Raw genomic sequence first — 15,340 nt, 5'->3', positions numbered from 1 at the left:
GCACCATCCAGCCTTCCTATTGGGCAACTCCTTTTTGGCTACTTCAGGCCGTTGTCCAGTGCGGTGGTGAGGACGCCGGTGTCACCGGACATCTCCCAGACCATCGCGCCGAGCAGGCCCTTGCTGCGCAGCCACGCGGCCTTCTTGCCGATGGACCAGGCGTCGTCGAACGTCCACCACTGCCCGCCGTCGCCGGTGAAGCAGAACGTCGCGACGGCCTGCTCGTCGTGCCGTACGGTGCAGCCGGGCACGCTCGCCACCAGGTTGCTGTAGCCGCGGGTGCCCGCCTCCTCCTGGAACTGGCCGGGCGCCGCGCCCTTGGCGGCCTGCCACTCGCCGTACTTACCGCCGTCGGTCACGCCCTGCCAGCCGCGCCCGTAGTAGGCCAGGCCGATGGTGAGCTTGCGCGGGCTGACCCCTGCGGTGAGGTAGGGCGCTATCGCGTTCTCATCGCTGAAGTGGAACGAGTAGGGGTCGTCGGTGTCGGTGTTGATGTTTCCCTGGTGGCCCGTACGGTTCGGCTCCCAGGAGTTGTCGCTGCCCGCGCCGTGGAAGTCGTAGCCCTGGACGTTGAAGATGTCGAGCGACTTGGCGTCCTGAGCCAGGTCCCAGCCGGCGGACACCTTGGCAGGGTCGGCCGGGGTGAACGCGGTGAGCTGGTAACGCTTGCCAGTCGTCGTGGTCAGCGCGTCCAGCTGCTTACGGAACTCGGCGAGAAGCAGGGCGAGGTTGGCTTTGTCGTTCGTGCTGATGTGGTTGCCCGCGTGCCCCTCGGCGCCGGGCCACTCCCAGTCGATGTCGAGCCCGTCGAAGATTCCCTCCGCCGTGCCAGGGCCGCCCGCGCCGTTGTAGGCGGGCAGGTTGCCCTTGATGTAGGTGTCGATGCAGGACGCGACGAACTTCTTGCGCGAAGCGTCGGCGGCCGCGACGTCGGAGAAGTACTTGGAGTACGTCCAGCCGCCTATCGACATCAGGACCTTGAGCTTGGGGTACTTGGCCTTGAGCTTCTTCAGCTGGTTGAAGTTGCCGCGCAGCTTCTCCCAGCCCGTGTCGCCCACGCCGTCCACCGACTGAGAGGCGGCCATCGGGCGGCCGTAGTCGGCGTCGGCGTCCCCGGCCCCATCACCCTGGTTCGGGTCCTGCGGGTTCTGCGTGGTGCCGCGGGTGACGCCCTGCAGGCAGGTGAGGTTGGTCGGGTCGATGTTGCCGAACGCGTAGTTGATGTGGGTCAGCTTGGCCGCGTTCCCGGTGGTGTCGAGGTTGCGGACGAAGTACTGGCGGCCGTAGATGCCCCACTGCACGAAGTAGCCGACGCGGGCATAGCCGTTCTCGACGACGTCGCTGGTCGTCACCTTCACCGCGTTGCTCGCCGCCGACAGGTTGTCGTACAGGTCGCGGGCCTTGACGGTGAACGTGTACGCCGTGGACGGCGCGAGACCGGTCACCGTCGCGGTCGTGCCGGTCACCGACGTGGCGACGGTGCCGTCCACGAGCACGTCGTAACTGGCGATCCCGCTGTTGTCGGTGGACGCGTTCCACGCGAGGTCCACGCTGGCGGAGGTCTTGCCCGTGCTGCGCAGGTCGCCCGGGGCCGAGGGCGGCGTGGTGTCGTCGGAGGGGTTGTTGGTCTTCACCTTGAGCGCGTCGCTCGCGGGGGAGAGGTTCCCCTTGCGGTCCTTGGTCTTGACGGTGAACGAGTACTCGGTGTTGGGCGTGAGTCCCGTCACCGTGGCCGTCGTACCGGTGACGCTCGTCGCGAGCGTCGTGCCGTTGTAGACCTCGTAGCCCGCGATCGGCAGGCTCCCCGGCGTCGCCGCGTTCCACGCGAGCGAGACCGACTTGGTCGTCTTGGCGGGGGAGCGCAGCCCGCCGGGCGCCCCGGGCGGGGTGTCGGCCGAGCCGTCGCAGTTCTCGTCGAGGATGCGGCAGCTGGTCGGTGTCGTCGCCGAGCTGAGCGTGAACGCGGGGCTGTAGGGCTCGGTGTCGCGGCCCGGCTGGACGGTGTTGATGTAGTACGCGGGCGTCACGGTCACCGACCTGCCGGACTGGGCGATCGTGGCGTTCTGCGGGTTGCTCGCGGTGACCCCCGCGGGCAGGTCGAACGTGATCGTCCAGCCGGTCACCGCGGCGGTGCCGGGATTCTTGACGACGTACTTGCCGGTGGTGCCCGACAGGCTGAACGTCGCGATGAGCTTGCCCGCCGCCGCTGTGGCGTGCGCGGGCACGGCCGTCGCGAGCGCCAGCAGCAGGGCGAGGGAGGTGAGCAGTGCGCGGAGGGGAGTGAGTCGAGAGCGGGCGGCATGGCGATGCATGCGAGCTCCTCAAGGTGGTGGGAACGCGCGGATGTCCCCCGAACCCCGATGCGGATGCCGTTGTCCGTGCTTCCATAGGAAGCTTTCCTAATTAATTAGCCGCACGCTAACCGCTGGTTCAACTCTGAACAAGACCCCCTGTCAGAGCCTCCGCCAACCACCCCAAGTAGGAGACAGGGCCAGTCGGACCGCCCCAGAACTTCAGCACACTCTGCCGATCCAGCCGCCCTTTCCTTGGCAACTACCCCGCCTGACCTGCCCCGATCACCGCGCCCGCAGTCCGTCAACGATCAACGTGCACACGGCATCAAGGTCCGCCTCAATCCCCGGCAGCTCCCACTCACCCACATGAGCCGGATGATGAAAACGGGCCGTCGCGTCAAACACCGCCCGCGCCGCGACCCCCGCATCCGCCACCGCACAATCCCCGCTCGCCACCCCTGCCTCAATGAGCCCCCGCAGCCGAGCCAGCATTCCCTCGACATGCTCGACCGCGACCTCGCTGTGCTCGGAGATCAGCACCCGAAACGTCTCAAAGAGCTCCGGCTCCTCCAACGCCTTAGCCCGCTTCACCAGGAACAAAGCCCGCAACCATCCCCGAACCCGTTCCGCCCCCACCCCGCCACCAGCAGCTTCATCCGCTGTGATCCTGGCCAGCTCGTCTTCGGAACGTTGGAGCCAGCGGCGGGTCACCGCTTCACGCAGGGCGGTCTTGGAGGGGAAGTGGCGGTAGACGCTTCCGTGGCTCACTCCCAGGACGCGCGCGACGTCGACGACCGTGGCCTTGGCCGGGCCGTGGCGTCGCAGGACGTCCTCGGTGGCGGCCAGGATCTGCTCCGCGTCGAGGGCCATCAGCGTTCGCTGTCGAGCAGGTTCATGAGCGGTGCCGGGTAGCGCGTGCCCGCGACCGCGTCCCGGGGCACGGCCCGTTCGATCGCCTCCAGCTCCTCGCAGGTCAGGAAGAGGCCGGCCGCGGGCAGCGCCTCGGCGAGCTGCCCGAGCGCGCCGACGCGCCGGCCGGACCCCAGCTCTCTGGTCTCCATGGGATCCGACCGTACGCGCCCAAACTGACAGATGACAAATTCTGTAATCTGTCAGCTCCGGGCTCGAACCCTCTCAGGCAGCCACACCACCGCCAGCGTCAGCGCGACCAGAAGCGCGCTCACCCACGGCACCGCGCGGTACCCGAGCCCGGCGCCGATGGCGAGACCGCCGAGCCACGGCCCGAGCGCCGCCCCCACGTTCAGCGCCGCCGTGGCGAACCCGCCGCCCAGCGTCGGCGCGCCGGGCGCCGCGTACAGCACCCGGCTGATCAGCGTCGACCCGACGCCGAACGACAGCGCCCCCAGCAGGAACACGAGCGCGATCATCACGTTCCCCGGTGCGACCGCGAACAGCGCCCACCCCACGAGCAGCGCGGCACCGCCAAACGCGACGAGCTCGCCCGACCGCGTGTCGGCCAGCCGCCCGCCGAGCGTGACCCCGGCGAACGACCCCAGCCCGAACAGCGCCAGCACAACCGGCACCCACCCCTCGGCCAGCCCCGCGACCTCGGTGACGATCGACGCGAGGTAGGTGAACGTGCAGAACGTGGCCCCGTTCAGCAGCGCGGCCCGCAGCAGGCTCACGACCACCCGCGGTTCGCTGAGCGCCCGCAGTTCGGCGCCGACCCGCGGCCGAGCCGACGCGGACTCGGGGACCCGCGCGATCGCGACGAGCGCCGGCACCGAGATCAGGGCCACCGCCCAGAACGCCGCGCGCCAGCCCCACGCCTGGCCGAGCAGCGCCCCGGCCGGAACGCCGACGACGCACGCCAGCGTGACGCCGCCGATGAGGATCGAGGTGGCGCGGCCCTTGGCGTCCGGCACCATCGAGGACGCGGTCGCCAGCGCCACCGCCAGGAACCCGGCGTTCGCGAGCGCACCGACGACCCGCGTGGCGAGCAGCACCGGAAAACTGCTGGTCACCGCCGCCAGCACGTGAACGAGCATGAAGACAGCGAGGAAGACCAGCAGAGCGCGGCGCCGGGGCCACCGCAGACTCAGCATGGCCATCGCCGGCGCACCGACGACCATCCCGGCGGCGAACGCCGACGTGAGCGCTCCCGCGGCCGGCACGGACACGCCGAGGTCCCCGGCGATGTCCGGAACGAGCCCGGCGAGCATGAATTCGGATGTCCCCTGAGCGAAGATCGCCAGGGCGAGCAGGTAAAGAGCGAAGGGCACAGCACAGCTCCGCGACGTACGAAGGGCCAGAGGTCAGCATCTGGTCGCAGGGCAGCGCGAAGCGAAGGCCTCAAAGAGAAGAAGCCCCACGTCAGCGACTGGCCACCGGACGACCGGTGGCTAGCGTCTTGACGCCTCGGGGCTGGACATGCCTCGCAGGTTAGCCGTTCCCCGCCGAAAGATCGAGTCGGTTATGCCCTGGTGGCGGCTCGGTGGGCGGCTACTCGTTCGCGGGTGGCGCAGCGGCGGGAGCAGTAGCGCTTCGGGAGGCCGCTGCCCTGGGTGATGTAGACGTTCTGGCACGTGGGGGACGCGCAGACGCCGCCGGGCGGGCGTTGGCGATCCCAGACGAGCACGGTCAGCGCCAGGCAGGACGAGGCGAGGAACCATTCGCCCCAGGGGGCGTCGTCGTCACGGTCTAGGTGCGGGTGCCAGGGCGTTCGACCGTGGTGGGAGGTGAGCCGCAGCCATCCGGCGTTCCTGGCCAGGAGTTCGTTCAGCGCGGCGGCGGCCGCGTCCACGTCCTCGGCGGCGAAGACCTTGCGGAGCTTCACGGCGGCGGCGCGCATTTCTGTGAGGTCGGCGGCCGAGACCTCGATGGGCTCGGCCTCGCCGTGCTCGCGCAGGACGTCGACGACCGAACCGCCGTCGTTCAGGCAGTTGATCAGGGCGGCCGTACGCAGGGCGGCGGCCTGTACGGGGTGCCTCGTGGTCCAGTCGTCGTGCATTGGTTGAATGTAACGCATCTGGACTAGTGTTACGTTACGAAAGTAACGTCATTGAGGTGATAAAGCGTTACCTTGCCGGTGCGGCTGCTGCCCGCACGGGGGATGAGATGTCGGCTCCTGCTCTGCTTCTCGCGGGGCTGATGATCACGGGGTCGAGTGCCACTGCGTCGTCGCTGTTGGCCGCGATCACGATCTCTGCGGCGATCGGCGGTCCGCTTCTTGGTGTCCTCATGGATCGTTCGGCCAGGCCGGGACGGCTTCTCGCGCAGGCCTTGGCCGCTTATGCCGCGGCGCTTGGGGCCATCCTGGTCGTGCTGGGTCGGGCTCACCCTGTGGTGACGATCCTGATCGCGCTGGGTGCTGGGCTGCTGGGGCCGGCGCTCTCTGCTGGGTGGACGTCTCAGCTGGCTTTGATCTCGTCGGGACCGGAACTGCGCCGGGCGAGCGATCTGGATGCGATGACGTTCAACGTCGCCGCTCTTTCAGGACCGGCGCTGGCCGGGGGTGTCGCGGGTGTTTTCGGGGCGTCGGCGGCTGTGGCCGCGTCCGTTGCTTTGATCTGTGTGGCGATTCCGGCGGCTCGGATGCTTCCCGCGCGACCGGGGCGACGTGCTCAGCCGCTTGGTGCTGACCTGGCGGCGGGCTTCAAGGCGATCGCGAGGATTCGTCCGCTTGCCCGCGCTACGAGGGTCTCGGTGATCTCGTGCGTGGGGCAGGGGATGCTCGTCGCCTGCACGCCGCTGCTCGGCGCCCAGGCTCTTGGTTCGCCTGAACGTGGGGCTTATCTGTTGGCTGTCATCGCGGCCTCGGCGCTTGCGGCGAATGTTGTGATGTCTCGCCTCACAACCAGGCCTGACACTGTGATGTGGCTCAGCACGCTCGTCATGGGCGGCGCGTTCCTGCTCGCGGCCGTACGGCATCCAGCCGCGGTGATCGGCGCGGCCGTGGTGGCGGGCGTGGGGGAGGGGCCGCAGCTCACCGCCCTGTTCGCCGTACGGCATCGGGAGGCGCCCGAGCAGCTCCGCGGCCAGATCTTCACCACGGGCGCCAGTCTGAAGATCACCGGCTTCGCGGTCGGTGCGGCCGTGGCCGGGCTGCTGGTTTCACGCTCGCTGGCAGGCACGCTCGTCGTCGCTGCGGCGACCCAGTTGGTCGCGGCCGGTACGCGGGGCGTACCGGCCGCGTGGAACAGTGGGAGGGTCAGGCGGCCAGGGAGCGGCCCGCGCTGTGCGCCGCGTCGCGGGCGTCGGAGTGGAGGTCGGCGGCCAGGTCGCGGAGGTTCTCCATGCCGGGCGTGGTGGCGGCCAGGGTGAGCTCGCGCTCGACGATGGTGAGGTCGGCGCCCCACATGTCGGCGAGGACGCGCCGCAGGTACGGGGTGGAGTGGTCCCAGCCCTCGCGCGGCGTTCCGGGGCCGTAGCCGCCGCCGCGAACGGTGGCCAGCACGGTCGGCTTGTCCTTCAGAACGGGGTCCAGACCGGCTCCGGCGATGACCATGTCGACCCAGGTCTTGAAGTGCTGCGACACGCCGTAGTTGTAGAGCGGCACGGCGAGCAGGACGGCGTCGGCGGCCTCCAGTTCGCCCGCGAGCTCGGCGGCAAGGGTCAGGGCGTCGCGCTGCTCGGGGGAACGGTCGGGCTCGGGCGTGAACGAGCCGGTGGTGGCGAGGGCCCAGGCGTCGGCGGGCAGCGGGTCGGTGCCCAGGTTGCGGCGGGTGATCGAGGCGTCCGGACGCTTCTCGGTCCAGTTGGCCTCAACGATGTCGGCGAGCTCGGCGCTGGCCGAGGTGCCGGGAAGGATGCTGGCGTCCAGGCGGAACAGGCTCATCGAATTCTCCCAGGTTCAGTGCCGGTGCGTCCGGCGTCGACTGCCAAACGGACTTTACCCCGTTTATTATTCCGCCGGTAGGTTGGATGCCGTGGATCGGCCCGTCATACCCCTGGGGAAGCCTCGTCCGGAGCGCGCGGACGCGGCGCGCAACCGCCTGCACCTGCTGGACACGGCGCGCGACATGATCGCCGAGTGCGGCGTGGACAAGGTGACGATGGACGGCCTGGCCGAACGGGCCGGGCTGGGCAAGGGGACGGTCTTCCGCCGCTTCGGCACCCGCGCGGGGATCTTCGCCGCGCTCATCGACGAGGACGAGCACTCGTTCCAGACCCTGGTGCTCACGGGCCCGCCGCCCCTCGGACCGGGCGCCGACCCGGTGGAACGCCTCGTCGCCTACGGGCGCGGTCGGATCACGTTCCTCCTGGAACGCCTTGCGGTAGCCCGCGCCTCGCTGGACCGTGCCCAGCCGATCCCGGCCGGCGCGGCCACCATCTCCCGGCTCCACATCGGCGCGCTCCTCAGGCAGGCGCAGCCCGGCATGCCCGACCTGGACAGCCTCGCGATCCAGCTCACCGCCGCCCTCGAAGGCCCGATCCTGCTCTACCTCTCCTCACCCGCGCCCGCCGAGATCACCCGGCACATCGAACGCCTCGCCGACAGCTGGCAGGCCCTGATCGAACGCATCTGCGCCTAGCCGTCAACTACGTTCGTCCGACGTGGCGCACACCTTCACGCACGACCTTCAGTTCGGCGCGACGACCGTGACCAAGCGGTTCACCTCGTGGGAACGGGGTGAGCCCGCCCGCGAATGGCAAGCGCTCCAACTCCTCGCCGGGCACGCGCCCGGCTTGGCTCCGGCGCCCGTACGGGCTGACCTGTCCGCCGTGCCGCCCGCCGTGACGATGACGCGGCTGGCCGGCATTTCGTTGCGAGGGCTCGCTCTGGAGCCGCGCCACCTGGAGGGGATGGCGTCCGCGCTCACCACGCTGCACGGCTGTGTGCCCGCCGACGTCCTGCGGGCCATCCCGCCTGCGCCATGGAACGCCGCGGACGCGGTGGTCAAGGCCCGTTCGCTGCGTGCGGCCGCTGCTGATCTGGGGGATGACCCGATCGTCGAGCAGGCCTTCGCCGACGGGGTCCGCTGGCTGGACGCCGCCGACCTGGAGGGCTTGGCGGCCGAGCCCGTACAGCCCGTCTTCGGGCTCGCCGACGGGAACCTGGCCAACTACCTGTGGGACGACCCGCACGTACGGATGCTCGACTTCGAGGACTCCGGCCGCAGCGACGCGGCGTTCGAACTCGCCGAGCTGGTAGAGCACCTGTCCGCGCGCGCCTCCGCGCTGGACGGGCTGCTTGCGCTCGTGGAGGTGGACGATCCGGCTCGGCTGCGTGAGCTGCGGCGGCTGCTGGCGTTCACGTGGCTCTGCTTCCTGGAGCCCGGCGGCCCGGCGCATGCCCGCAATCCGGCGGGGACGCTGCGCCGTCAGGCGGAACGGGTGCTCGGCCTGCTCTGAGGGTGCACCTGGCAGATGTACCCCCAGCACGGCGCTGGTTGGTGGTGGGGCGCCGCCGCAGTCTTGTCGACATGACGACAGAGATCATTCAAGGCAAGGCCGGGGAGCCCGTGGCGCGGTTGGGGCTGCGGGGCTGGCTCGTTCTCTTGACGCTGTGCGGCGCGACGTTCATGACTGGGCTGGACTACTCGATCATCACGGTGGCGCTGCCGGAGATCGGGCGGGATCTGGGGTTCGGGAGCGCGTCGGCGCTGCAGTGGGTGGCGACGGCGTGCCTGCTGCCGACGGCGGCGCTGATGCCGCTGTTCGGGCGGGCGTCGGACATGATCGGCAGGCGGCGGCTGTTCATTGCGGGGGTCGTGCTGTTCACGGCGTTCTCGCTGGTGGCGGCCTCGGCGCCGGTCCCGGCGGTGCTGATCGCGGCGCGGGCCGGGCAGGGCGTGGCGGCGGCGATGATCGGCCCGACGGCGCTGGCGCTGATGACGTCGGCGTTCCCCGAGGGGCCGCAGCGGACCAGGGCCCTGGGGGTGAACGGCGCGCTCCTGTCGCTCGGCTTCGTGATCGGGACGATCGGCGGCGGCCTCATCACCAGCGGGCTGAACTGGCGCTGGACCATGCTGATCCTGACCGCGATGGGCCTGGTGGTGCTGGCGGGCGCGGTGGCGGTCGTACGCGAGACCGGTGAACGGGTGCGGGCGCGGCTCGACGTGCCGGGGGCGATCCTGGCGAGCGGCGGACTGTTCGCGCTGGTGTACGGGATCTCGACCGGCGGCCAGGCGGGCTGGAGCAGCGCTCCCACGCTGGCGACGCTGGTGGGCGCGGTCGTGATGCTGGGCGCGTTCCTGGTCGTCGAGGCGCGGAGCGCGGTTCCGCTGGTGCCGCTCCGGCTGCTGCGGCGGCCGACGGTGAAGTGGGGGATGACGCTCGGGATCGTCACGTTCGGGATGTGCGGCGGCGCGACGCTGCTGCTGAGCATCTACATGCAGGACGTGCTGGGCTACTCGCCGCTGGAGACCGGGCTCGGCTTCCTGGGTGAGGGGCTCGCGGCTCTGGCCGGCGGGACCGTGGTGGCGCGGCTGATCAGCGCGCGCGGGACGGTCTTCACGATCATGGTCGGGCTGACCGTTCAGGCGGCCGGGACCGCCGCGATGGTGTTCCTGCCGGTCGAGGGCGGGCTGGCCGTGTTGCTGGTGACGTCGGTCGCGATGGGGTTCGGGCACGTGCTGACGGTGGTGTCGGTGGTCACGACGATCACGTCCGGGCTGGACGAGGCCGATCAGGGCGTGGCGGGCAGCCTGGCGCAGATGCCCACGTTCGTCGGGGCGATCGGGGTGGCGGGACTGACCGCCATCGTCGCCGCGCGCAGTGACGCGCTGGCGTCGACGACCAGCGAGGCGCTGGCGACTCTCGGCGGGCTGCACGCCGCGTTCCTGGTGGCCGGAGCCGTTCTGCTGGCCGGCGCCGCGGGTGCCGCGGGTGCGGCGCTGCTGCCAGGGGCCGCGTCGCGACGGGCGAGGCGCTGAACGATCAGCTCAGCGAGCCGCGGCGGCCACCAGCTCGGTGAGCCGTCGCAGTCGTTCGGCCGACGGCCCTTCCACGGCCTGGAACATCGTCACGCCCTGACCCTCGTCGTCGGGCGTGCGCAGGAGCTCGGCGGTGAGCGTCATGATCCCGACTTCGGGGTGGTCGTAGTCCCGCGAGATGGACGCGCAGTTGCTGACCGGATGCTCGTTCCACAGCGCGCGGAACTCGGGGCTCAGCTCCAGCAGCTCGTCGATCATGGCGGTCAGGCCCTCGTCCCCGGGGAAGCGGCTCAGCGAGCCCTCCAGGTAGGCGACGTCGTCGCGCGCCTTCTGCTCCCAGTCCGGGTAGAGCGCGCGGGAGAAGTCCAGCTCCAGGAAGTCCATGAGGATGAAGTTCGGCTTCTCGTCGCCGTCGAACGGCCAGTGTGGCGCGAGGAGGGCGTGCCCGAGCGGGTTCCACGCCAGGAAGTCGCCGCGCCGTCCGACCGCGACCGCGGGCGCCTCGGTGAACGAGTCGACCATGAGCCTGATGCCGGGCCGCAGCACCTCCGGCCTGGCCTGCTCTTTCACCCGCACGATCCGGGCCAGCCGGTGCAGGTGGTCGCGCTCGTCCCCGTTGAGCCGCAGAACGCGGGCGAGCGAGTCGAGGACCTCGTCGGAGACGTTCGGGCTCTGGCCCTGCTCCAGCCGCGTGTAGTACCCGACGCTGACCCCGGCGAGCGGAGCCAGCTCCTCGCGCCGCAGTCCCGCCACGCGCCGATGCTTCACCCCGGCGTTCAGCCCGAGGTCCTCAGGCCGGAGCCGGGCCCGGCGCGATCGCAGGAACTCCCCGAGCGCAGATGAGGGGTACATGCGATCAAGACTGCCATATGTGCCTTAACGGCAGGTCTTCGCTCTCCATGACCCGTGCCGCGCCCCATGATCCCGCAAAGCCGATCATGAACGCCCTGGTCGGAGCATGATCATTAGTAGGGTCCCCGACCACGTGGAGCAGGCGTCATGGCCGCTCCAGGGCACCACACGGGGAACTCATGAACCAGAACACGCCCGCGTCGGACGGACGCGGACCAGGGCGGGGCAGACCGCGCGTCATCGTCGGGATCGCGGTCACGGCCGCGGTGAGCATGATGCCGGCCGTCGCCGCAGGAACGGTCGCGTCGGCGGGAACGGCCACCGGGACCACCACGGCCCATCGCGCTGCCACCGCGACCGCCGCCACCGGACCGACGTCCAAGCCGAAGCCGAAGCCGAAACCCAGGCCGAAACCCAAGCCCAAGCCGAAGCCCAGGCCAAAACCCAAGCCGAAGCCGAAGCCCGCGACGCGCATGCTGGCGGACAGCGGATTCCGTGCTCCCAAGGACGGCTTCTCGTTCGCCAACTACGGCAAGTCCGACGGCGTGGGCGCGCCCACCAACCTGACCGTCGTCGAGCTGCGCAAGCTCTTCGGCGACTCGGTGTGCGGCTACATCGACCAAAGCGCGTGCCACCTCTCGGACGCCGCCGACCGGTGGATGCGCCACAAGAACAAGGGCATGGACGGCGGCCACTGCTACGGCATGGCGATGGCCAGCGAGCTGCTGCGCGAACGGAAGCTCGACCCGCAGACGTTCCGCGGAGCGACCACGCCTGCACTACGCCTGCCCCGCAACGACGCACTGCAGCGCCAGATCGCCTACAACTTCGCCTTCCAGTGGCTGCCCAGCGTCGTTTCCAAGCGGGTCACGGGCACCCCGAACCAGGTCACCGACAAGCTGATCAAGGCCCTGACGCGCAACAACCCGGAGCGGTACGCACTCGGGGTGCTCCAGGCGGGCGAGGGCGGGCACGAGGTCACGCCGTACGCCGTCCGCGACAACCGCAACGGGACCTACAGCATCCTCGTGTACGACAACAACTTCCCGAACGAGGAACGGGCGGTCCTGGTCGACCGCAAGGCCGACACCTGGCGGTACAACACGACCACCAACCCCAACAATCCGGTGGGCGCGTGGTCGGGCACCTCCAAGACCCAGACCATGGACTTCGACCCGATCTCGCCGGGCCTGGGCGTGCAGCCCTCCCCGTTCGACGACACCCGCGGAACGGCCGGCAAGCGGCAGGAGGACGCCGACCCGACCGAGTACTACGTCGACAACGCCGACGGTGCGCGGCTGCTGCTCACCGACGACTCCGGCCGCCGTACGGGCTATCAGGGCGGCAAGTACTACAACGAGATCCCGGGCGCGCGGGTCGACTACCCGAGAGTCGGCACGACATCCGGGTCCGAGCCGGACTACTACATCCCCGATGGCGTGCACGTGAAGGTCACGCTCGACGCCACAGACATGGACGACCCGGCAGACAACGCCACCGTCGGCGTCATCGGCGACGGCTACGAGTACACGGTCAGCGGCATCCACCTGAAGCCCGGCGACAAGCAGACTCTCGACCCGGGAACCGACGGCACCAAGCTGAGCTACACCACCACGTCCGCCCAGAAGCCCACGATCGAGTTCGGCGTGAAGGACGCGCCGGACTCCCACACGTTCACGGTCGCGGCCGACGTGCAGGGCGGCGGTACGTTCACCGCCGAGCTCCCGCTGCAGGGCGACGCGTTCTCGCTCACCTCGTCCAAGCCCGGCTCGGTCGGCACCTACACGGTGACGGTCGAACGGACCGACTCCAAGGGCGAGCGCACCGCCAAGAGCGCCACGTTCACCCTGAACCCGGGCCAGAAGGCGACGCTGAGCTTCGCCGCCTGGGACGACGGCGGCAAGCTGCCCGCCGCCGTCATCACCGGCCCCTGACCAACCCACAGAGATCCCCGCCGGGCCCACACCCCGGCGGGGATCCGTGGCATCACGAAGGCACCCCGGCCCCCACCCGATGACGGTTCCAAGATCAACCCCCTGGGCGTCTTGTGTTTCACATACGGCGGAGTGATCATTTAGCCGCGGACGCCAAGATCGTTTTGCCGGACCGGTGAAATGGCGGGCGGCCGAAATCTGCTCCCCACGAAAGGAAAGCGGATGCGCCTTCGTACGGCAGTCGCGAGCATCGGCATCGCCACCATCGCGGTAGGTTCCCTGACCGTTCCGGCCCAGGCGGCCAACTGGATCGAGATCGGGGGCTACAAGACCAAGTACGCCTGCGTCGACGCCGGTCAGCAGTACGTGCGCGAGGGCTTCAACGAGTACTGGTGCAAGGACCTCGGCAGCGGCAGCAACCCGCGCTGGGAGCTCCTCATCCGGTGACCCACGGCTGTGAAGCACCCGCCTCCGGCTGGAGGCGGGTGCCGCCGTCCGGGCGGCCTTGTGCGACCCTTCCCGCATGCTGATCAGGGAAGCGAACGCCGAAGACTGGGACGCCATCTGGCCCTTCTTCCGCACGATCGTCCGCGCGGGCGACACCTTCACCTACCCGCTCGACCTCGGCCACGACCAGGGCCGGGACTGGTGGATCCTGCCCGCCCCCGACCGCACGATCGTCGCGGTGGACGACTCAGGCACAGTCCTCGGAACGGCGAAGATGAACCGCAACCACATGGGCGGCGGGTCCCACATCGCCAGCGCCAGCTACATGGTCGACCCGGCCCACACCGGCCAGGGCGTCGGCCGCGCACTCTGCCAGTACACCCTCGACTGGGCCCGCGAGTCCGGCTACCGCGCCATGCAGTTCAACGCCGTCGTCGAGACCAACACCCACGCCGTGAACCTCTACAAATCCCTCGGCTTCGACGTGGTCGGCACCCTCTCCGAGGGCTTCAAGCACCCCACCGAGGGCTACGTAGGCCTGCACATCATGTACCGCAAGCTCTGATCACGCGTGCCCGACGGCCAGCAGGTGGGAGCTGGCCGCGACGAGCGCCGGATCGCCATCGGTGAGCCGCGCCGCCCTGATCGCGGAGTCCAGCAGCCCGGACGCTGCCAGGGACTCTCCGGTGTGCGCCTCCACTCCCTTGAGGACGGTCCAGGTCGGGCCTTCGATCCCGTTGAGCCGGACGTCCTCGAACCCGGCCTCGGCCAGCTCTGACGCGAGTTCCTCGGCGGTGTGGAAGTAGGCGGTGGTGAAGCCGATCGCGCGGTCATGACGTCCCGTGGCCAGGGTCTCCCGCATCCTCGACTCCGGAGCCAGCCGATCGACGGCCGCGAGATCGAGCACCGCCGCGTGCCTGCTGATCGCCGCGGCGGCCACCGGGCCTCCGGGACGCAGCACCCGGCGCGCCTCCCGCAGCGCCTGGACGCGCTCCGAGCGCTCGGGCAGGTGGTAGAGCGGCCCCAGGAGCAGCACCGCGTCGTACGAACGGTCCGCCGCCGTGAGGGTACGGGCGTCTCCGAGCTCGGCCGTGCAGTCGCATCGCGCCAGCGCCTGCTCTATGTGCCGCTCCACCGGATCGACCAGGTGAACGGCGTAGCCCTATGAGACGCGATCGCTTTCCAGGCGGGAGCTTCAGGCCGCCAGGTTGTCACGGGCGGGTGTCTGAACTAATGTCTGGACACGTGTCCGGAGAATTGACGACCGAGCCCACGAGGCGACGGCTGACCGAGCGGCAGGCCGACACCGTGCGGCGGCTGACCGACGCCGCGGTCGAAGAGGTACGGGAGGCCGGCTACGAGGGGCTGACCGTGCGGAACGTCGCCAAGCGTGCCGGAGTGGCGCCGGCGACGGCGTATACCTACTTCGCCTCCAAGAACCACCTCATCACCGAGGTCTTCTGGCGGCGGCTGAGCGCTTTGGCGCCTGTTGAAGGGACCGGCAAGGCGAAGGCGGTGGAGGTCCTGCGCGAGATAGCGCTGCTGGTCTCCGACGAGCCCGAGCTTGCGGGTGCCTGTACGACGGCGATGCTCGGCACCGATCCCGACGTGCGCGAGCTGCGCGTGCGAATCGGGGTCGCCATCCGGGAACGGCTCGAGGCCGCCTTGGGGTCTGGCGCGGACCCCAAGGTTCTCGGGGCCTTGGAGCTGGCGTACGCGGGTGCGCTGGTGCATGCGGGCATGGGCTACACCTCGTACGCCCGCATGGCCGATCGGCTTGCCGAGATGGCAGAACTCATCCTGAACAACACATAGCGAGGTGACGGCTGTGGGCCATGCCCCCCAGGTCTCTTACAGCCCGTACGACTACGCCATCCACGAAGACCCTTACCCGACCTACACGCGCCTTCGGGACGAGGCTCCTCTGTATCGCAATGAGGAGCTGGGCTTCTGGGCCCTGTCCCGCCATGCCGAT

The 15,340-nt window shown here is 69.9% G+C and carries 17 protein-coding genes; 8 read left to right on the top strand and 9 right to left on the bottom strand.

Features of this window, described 5'->3' with window-relative positions:
* Positions 1-38: 38 nt before the first annotated feature.
* From J4573_RS50335 to J4573_RS50315, 5 genes are all read right to left on the bottom strand, one after another.
* Positions 39-2,312, bottom strand: coding sequence for a glycosyl hydrolase family 18 protein (locus tag J4573_RS50335; protein WP_208263579.1), 2,274 nt, complete (start codon positions 2,310-2,312; stop codon positions 39-41).
* A 264-nt stretch (positions 2,313-2,576) separates the two neighbouring features.
* Positions 2,577-3,164, bottom strand: coding sequence for a TetR/AcrR family transcriptional regulator (locus J4573_RS50330; RefSeq protein WP_208263578.1), 588 nt, complete (start codon positions 3,162-3,164; stop codon positions 2,577-2,579).
* Positions 3,164-3,355: a hypothetical protein gene (locus J4573_RS50325; protein WP_208263577.1), complete on the bottom strand. Its 192-nt coding sequence runs from the start codon at positions 3,353-3,355 to the stop codon at positions 3,164-3,166. Before J4573_RS50325 ends, J4573_RS50330 begins: the two co-directional genes overlap by 1 nt.
* Before the next feature lie 51 nt (positions 3,356-3,406).
* Entirely contained in the window at positions 3,407-4,537 is a 1,131-nt protein-coding gene (locus tag J4573_RS50320) for a Cmx/CmrA family chloramphenicol efflux MFS transporter (protein WP_208263576.1), read from the bottom strand.
* Positions 4,538-4,728: 191 nt separating this feature from the next.
* The gene (locus J4573_RS50315; protein ID WP_243774892.1) at positions 4,729-5,265 is read right to left on the bottom strand and encodes a CGNR zinc finger domain-containing protein; all 537 of its coding nucleotides are present in this window, start codon (positions 5,263-5,265) and stop codon (positions 4,729-4,731) included.
* Positions 5,266-5,321: 56 nt separating this feature from the next.
* Between J4573_RS50315 and J4573_RS50310 the strand changes: the two genes are divergently transcribed.
* Positions 5,322-6,578, top strand: a complete 1,257-nt coding sequence (locus J4573_RS50310; RefSeq protein ID WP_307797535.1) for an MFS transporter — start codon at positions 5,322-5,324, stop codon at positions 6,576-6,578.
* Here J4573_RS50310 and J4573_RS50305 read toward each other — a convergent pair.
* Positions 6,466-7,092, bottom strand: a complete 627-nt coding sequence (locus J4573_RS50305) for an FMN-dependent NADH-azoreductase (protein ID WP_208263574.1) — start codon at positions 7,090-7,092, stop codon at positions 6,466-6,468. The two genes, J4573_RS50310 and J4573_RS50305, sit on opposite strands and share 113 nt — an antisense overlap.
* A 91-nt stretch (positions 7,093-7,183) precedes the next feature.
* On the opposite strand from J4573_RS50305, the gene J4573_RS50300 reads away from it, so the two are divergent.
* The 3 genes from J4573_RS50300 to J4573_RS50290 all read left to right on the top strand — a co-directional run bounded on the left by J4573_RS50300 (position 7,184) and on the right by J4573_RS50290 (position 10,132).
* Positions 7,184-7,789 (top strand): TetR/AcrR family transcriptional regulator, encoded by a 606-nt coding sequence (locus tag J4573_RS50300; RefSeq protein ID WP_208263573.1) that lies wholly within the window; start codon positions 7,184-7,186, stop codon positions 7,787-7,789.
* Between the two features lie 22 nt (positions 7,790-7,811).
* Complete coding sequence (locus tag J4573_RS50295) at positions 7,812-8,609, top strand: aminoglycoside phosphotransferase family protein (RefSeq protein WP_208263572.1); 798 nt, start codon at positions 7,812-7,814, stop codon at positions 8,607-8,609.
* A 71-nt stretch (positions 8,610-8,680) separates the two neighbouring features.
* Positions 8,681-10,132: an MFS transporter gene (locus J4573_RS50290; RefSeq protein WP_208263571.1), complete on the top strand. Its 1,452-nt coding sequence runs from the start codon at positions 8,681-8,683 to the stop codon at positions 10,130-10,132.
* A 9-nt stretch (positions 10,133-10,141) separates the two neighbouring features.
* Here the strand turns inward: J4573_RS50290 and J4573_RS50285 are convergent, their stop codons facing one another.
* Positions 10,142-10,984, bottom strand: coding sequence for a helix-turn-helix transcriptional regulator (locus J4573_RS50285; RefSeq protein ID WP_208263570.1), 843 nt, complete (start codon positions 10,982-10,984; stop codon positions 10,142-10,144).
* Between the two features lie 145 nt (positions 10,985-11,129).
* Positions 11,130-11,459 (bottom strand): hypothetical protein, encoded by a 330-nt coding sequence (locus J4573_RS50280; protein WP_208263569.1) that lies wholly within the window; start codon positions 11,457-11,459, stop codon positions 11,130-11,132.
* On the opposite strand from J4573_RS50280, the gene J4573_RS50275 reads away from it, so the two are divergent.
* The 3 genes from J4573_RS50275 (at position 11,458) to J4573_RS50265 (ending at position 13,930) form a co-directional block, all read left to right on the top strand.
* Positions 11,458-12,918 (top strand): hypothetical protein, encoded by a 1,461-nt coding sequence (locus J4573_RS50275; RefSeq protein ID WP_208263568.1) that lies wholly within the window; start codon positions 11,458-11,460, stop codon positions 12,916-12,918. The genes J4573_RS50280 and J4573_RS50275 overlap by 2 nt on opposite strands.
* Positions 12,919-13,140: 222 nt before the next feature.
* A complete protein-coding gene (locus J4573_RS50270) occupies positions 13,141-13,365 on the top strand; it encodes a hypothetical protein (RefSeq protein ID WP_208263567.1) in 225 nt (74 codons plus the stop codon).
* Between the two features lie 76 nt (positions 13,366-13,441).
* Positions 13,442-13,930 carry a GNAT family N-acetyltransferase gene (locus J4573_RS50265; protein WP_208263566.1) on the top strand — a complete coding sequence of 163 codons (489 nt, stop codon included), beginning with the start codon at positions 13,442-13,444 and terminating at the stop codon, positions 13,928-13,930.
* Here J4573_RS50265 and J4573_RS55820 read toward each other — a convergent pair whose 3' ends face one another.
* Entirely contained in the window at positions 13,931-14,512 is a 582-nt protein-coding gene (locus tag J4573_RS55820; RefSeq protein ID WP_208263597.1) for a class I SAM-dependent methyltransferase, read from the bottom strand.
* 98 nt (positions 14,513-14,610) lie between these two features.
* Between J4573_RS55820 and J4573_RS50255 the strand changes: the two genes are divergently transcribed.
* A complete protein-coding gene (locus tag J4573_RS50255; RefSeq protein ID WP_307797534.1) occupies positions 14,611-15,180 on the top strand; it encodes a TetR/AcrR family transcriptional regulator in 570 nt (189 codons plus the stop codon).
* Positions 15,181-15,340 lie beyond the last annotated feature (160 nt).

Source organism: Actinomadura barringtoniae (genome assembly GCF_017573505.1).
Taxonomy (GTDB): Bacteria; Actinomycetota; Actinomycetes; order Streptosporangiales; family Streptosporangiaceae; genus Spirillospora; species Spirillospora barringtoniae.
The sequence above is the reverse complement of the archived record's forward strand: the minus strand, read 5'-3'. Positions and strand labels throughout refer to the sequence as shown.